Below are 3,427 nucleotides of genomic sequence, written 5' to 3' on the forward strand. Positions count from 1 at the left end.
CGCCTTACGGTGGAGCTGTGCGTAGATGTGATCAAGAGACAGCCGCCTCCAGCCAGGTCTCGGTCGCCTTCCAGATCGGCGTGATCTCGGTGGCGAGATACAGCTCCACCTCCGGCACCAGGGACGGGCGGGCGGGGACGGTCTGCGCGCGGATGAAATCCTCCGCCAGGGGCTTGTCCATCGCCGGCATTCCGATCGCCCCTTCCGGAGTCATCCTCCGGGATGACATCCCCCCGGGGGCTGTCCCCTTAGGGCCGGCCGAGCAGGAAGGCCAGGGCGATGGCCAGCCCGACCTCGCGGTTCGACTTGAACAGGGTCAGGCAATGCCCCGGATCGTCCAGCCGCAGCGTCAGCACCTGCCGCGCCAGCAGCACCGCCGGCAGTGCCATGGCCAGCAGGAAGGGCCAGCGCAGCCCCGCCAGCAGCCCCGTGGCCACCAGCAGCACCAGCACCAGCCCGTAGCACCCCACCAGGAAGGGCCGCGTCCGTTCGCCCAGCATCAGGGCGGAGGAACCGATGCCGACGATCGCATCGTCCTCCCGGTCCTGGTGGGCATAGATCGTGTCATAGCCCAGGATCCAGAAGAAGGCGGCGAGCCACAGCGCGAAGGCGGCCACTGGCAGCGTTCCCGTCGCGGCCGCCCAGCCGGTCGGCGCCGCCCAGGAGAAGACGAAGCCCAGCATGGCCTGGGGCCAGCCCGTCACCCGCTTGGCCAGCGGGTAGAGCGCGATCGGCACCAGCGAGAGCACGCCCAGCAGGATCGCCAGCCCGTTCAGTTGCAGCAGCACCGCGAACCCCACGAGGCACAGCACCGCCAGCCAGGCCAGGGCCTGCCGCGGCGTCACCGCGCCGGAGGCCAGCGGCCGCCCGGCGGTGCGCTCCACCTTCCGGTCGATGTCGCGGTCCCACAGGTCGTTCACCACGCAGCCCGCCCCGCGCATCGCCACCGCGCCGATGGCGAACAACAGGGCCAGGCGGATTCCCTCCACCCAGCCCGGTGCCACGGCCGCGAAGGCCCAGAGCCCCGGCAGGAACAGCAGCCAGGAGCCGATCGGCCGGTCCAGCCGGGCGAGCAGCGCATAGGGGCGGGCGGCGGCGGGCAGGCGGGCGACCCAGCCCTCGGCCCGGATATCGGTATAGGCGGCCATGCGTGCTACTCTCCCTGCCTGAAGCGCCATGTCCATCCCACGTCTCTTCATCGATGCCCCGCTGGCCGAGGATACCGAGGCCGATTCCCTGCCCGGCCAGGGTCGCTACCTGGGCTCCGTGCTGCGCCGGGGCGTGGGGGACGCGGTCCTCCTGTTCAACGGCCGGGACGGGGAGTTCGAGGCGAGCATCGCCGCGCTCCGCAAGGACAGCGCCCGCTTCGTCCTGCGCCGCCGCCTGCGCCCGCAGCCGCCCCCCGCCGGCCCCATCCTCTTCCTCGCCCTGCTGAAGCGCGACGCGATGGAATGGACGGTGGAGAAGGCGACCGAACTCGGCGTCGCGGCCATCCGGCCCGTCCTCACCACCCGCTGCGTGGCCGACAAGGTGAACCGCGACCGCCTGGGCCTGATCGCCCGCGAGGCCGCCGAGCAGTGCGAGCGCCTGGACGTGCCGGAGATCGCCGACCCTCTGCCGCTGCACACGGCCCTCGACCTCTGGGCGCGCCAGGACCCCGTCGCCCCGCTCTTCCTGGGGGCGGAACGCGGGGCCGCGCCGCCCCTGGCGGAGACCCTCCGGCAAGCCTCTCCCGCCTCCGGTCCCGGCTGGCTGGTCGGGCCGGAGGGCGGCTTCGCGCCGGCGGAGCTTGACGCAGTGCGGCGGCGTCCCTTTGTTGTGCCGGTTGCCCTCGGCCCGCGGATCCTGCGGGCCGAGACGGCGGCAATCTCGGGGCTCGCGGTGCTGCAGTCTCTCTGCGGCGACTGGGCCGAGGGTCGTAACTGAGGGCACGCGTGCCCGAGAGCGCATAGGCAAGCGAAGCATGTCCAATCCCGGCGAGGCCGATCCCACGCCGATCCACTCCGTGCGGCAGCTCGCCGACTGGTTCGCGGAGGGTTCCAAGCCGCGCCAGGACTGGCGCATCGGCACCGAGCACGAGAAGTTCGGCTTCCGCCGCGACGACCTGCGTCCCCCCACCTATGACGAGCATCCCGGCGGCATCCGCGCCATCCTGGAAGGGCTGGCCGCCCGGGGCTGGGAGCCCATCCTCGATCGCGGCAACCCCATCGGCCTGGTGAAGGACAATGCCTCCGTCTCGCTGGAGCCGGGCGGGCAGACCGAGCTTTCCGGCGCCCCGCTGGCGGACCTGCATGCCACCGCGGCCGAGCTGGACTCGCACCTGTCGGAGCTGCGCGAGGTCGCCGGCCCCCTCGGCACCGCCTTCCTGCCCGTCGGCTTCCACCCGCTGGCGGCCCGTGACGCCATGCCCTGGATGCCCAAGCAACGCTACGCCATCATGCGCCAGTACATGCCGCGCGTGGGCGAGCTCGGCCTGGACATGATGCTCCGCACCTGCACCGTGCAGAGCAACCTCGACTTCGGCGACGAGGCCGACATGGTGGAGAAGCTGCGCCTCTCCCTGGCGCTGCAGCCCCTCTCCACCGCCCTCTGGGCCAATTCCCCGTTCCGCGAGGGCAGGGCGACCGACTACCTGACCCTGCGCGGCGAGGTCTGGACCCGCACCGACCCCGACCGTACCGGCATCCCCTCGGTGGTCTTCGAGGAAGGCTTCGGCTTCGAGCGCTTCGCCGAATACGTTCTCGACGTGCCGATGTACTTCGTGATGCGCGAAGGCGCCTTCGTGGACGCCACCAGCACCAGCTTCCGCGACTTCATCCGCCACGGCCTGCCGGGCCACCCGGATGTCCATGCCACCATGGGCGACTGGGCGGATCACGTCACCACCGTCTTCACCGATGTCCGCCTCAAGCGCTTCCTGGAGATGCGCGGCGCCGATGTCGGCAGCCCGGCGATGATCGTGGCCCATCCCGCCTTCTGGACCGGCCTGCTCTACGACGACGCGGCGCAGAAGGCCGGGCTCGAACTGGTGCGCGGCTGGAGCGTCGGGGAGATGCGCCGGTTGCGGACCGAGGTCCCGAAGCTCGGCCTGCGCGCCGAGATCGGCGGCCGCCCGCTGCGCGACGTGGCGCGCGACGTGGTTCGCATCGCCCGCGACGGGCTGGCGGCGCGTGGCCTCGGAGAAGAAAAGTTCCTCGCCCCGGTCGAGGAGATCGCGGAAACCGGCCAGACCCAGGCCGACCGCTGGCTGGTCCGCGCCCGTGGCCCCTGGCAGGGCGACGTCTCGCGCATCTTCGCCGAGGGCGCCGTCTGAAACGCGGGTTGCGCGCCAGCGTCTGGCGTTGCTCTGTCCCGGGTGAAAGGCGCTGCCTTTCCCCCGGACCCCCTATCCGCCAGGACCCTGAGGGCTGTCTCTTGATCACATCTA

The 3,427-nt window shown here is 71.7% G+C and carries 4 protein-coding genes; 2 read left to right on the top strand and 2 right to left on the bottom strand.

The features are described from left to right. Window positions 1-31 precede the first annotated feature (31 nt). Window positions 32-181 (bottom strand): hypothetical protein, encoded by a 150-nt coding sequence (locus ROTAS13_RS21380; protein ID WP_371329216.1) that lies wholly within the window; start codon window positions 179-181, stop codon window positions 32-34. A 67-nt stretch (window positions 182-248) separates the two neighbouring features. Then, window positions 249-1,148 (bottom strand): 4-hydroxybenzoate octaprenyltransferase, encoded by a 900-nt coding sequence (gene ubiA, locus ROTAS13_RS21385; protein ID WP_083755657.1) that lies wholly within the window; start codon window positions 1,146-1,148, stop codon window positions 249-251. Window positions 1,149-1,176: 28 nt separating this feature from the next. Between ubiA and ROTAS13_RS21390 the strand changes: the two genes are divergently transcribed. Both ROTAS13_RS21390 and ROTAS13_RS21395 read left to right on the top strand, forming a co-directional pair. Then, on the top strand, window positions 1,177-1,926 hold the full coding sequence (locus tag ROTAS13_RS21390; RefSeq protein ID WP_075823345.1) for a 16S rRNA (uracil(1498)-N(3))-methyltransferase: 750 nt from the start codon (window positions 1,177-1,179) through the stop codon (window positions 1,924-1,926). Between the two features lie 37 nt (window positions 1,927-1,963). Next, window positions 1,964-3,313, top strand: a complete 1,350-nt coding sequence (locus ROTAS13_RS21395; protein WP_019460449.1) for a glutamate--cysteine ligase — start codon at window positions 1,964-1,966, stop codon at window positions 3,311-3,313. Window positions 3,314-3,427 lie beyond the last annotated feature (114 nt).

The sequence above is a fragment of the Roseomonas sp. TAS13 genome, from assembly GCF_001950415.1.
Taxonomy (GTDB): domain Bacteria; phylum Pseudomonadota; class Alphaproteobacteria; order Acetobacterales; family Acetobacteraceae; genus Roseomonas; species Roseomonas mucosa.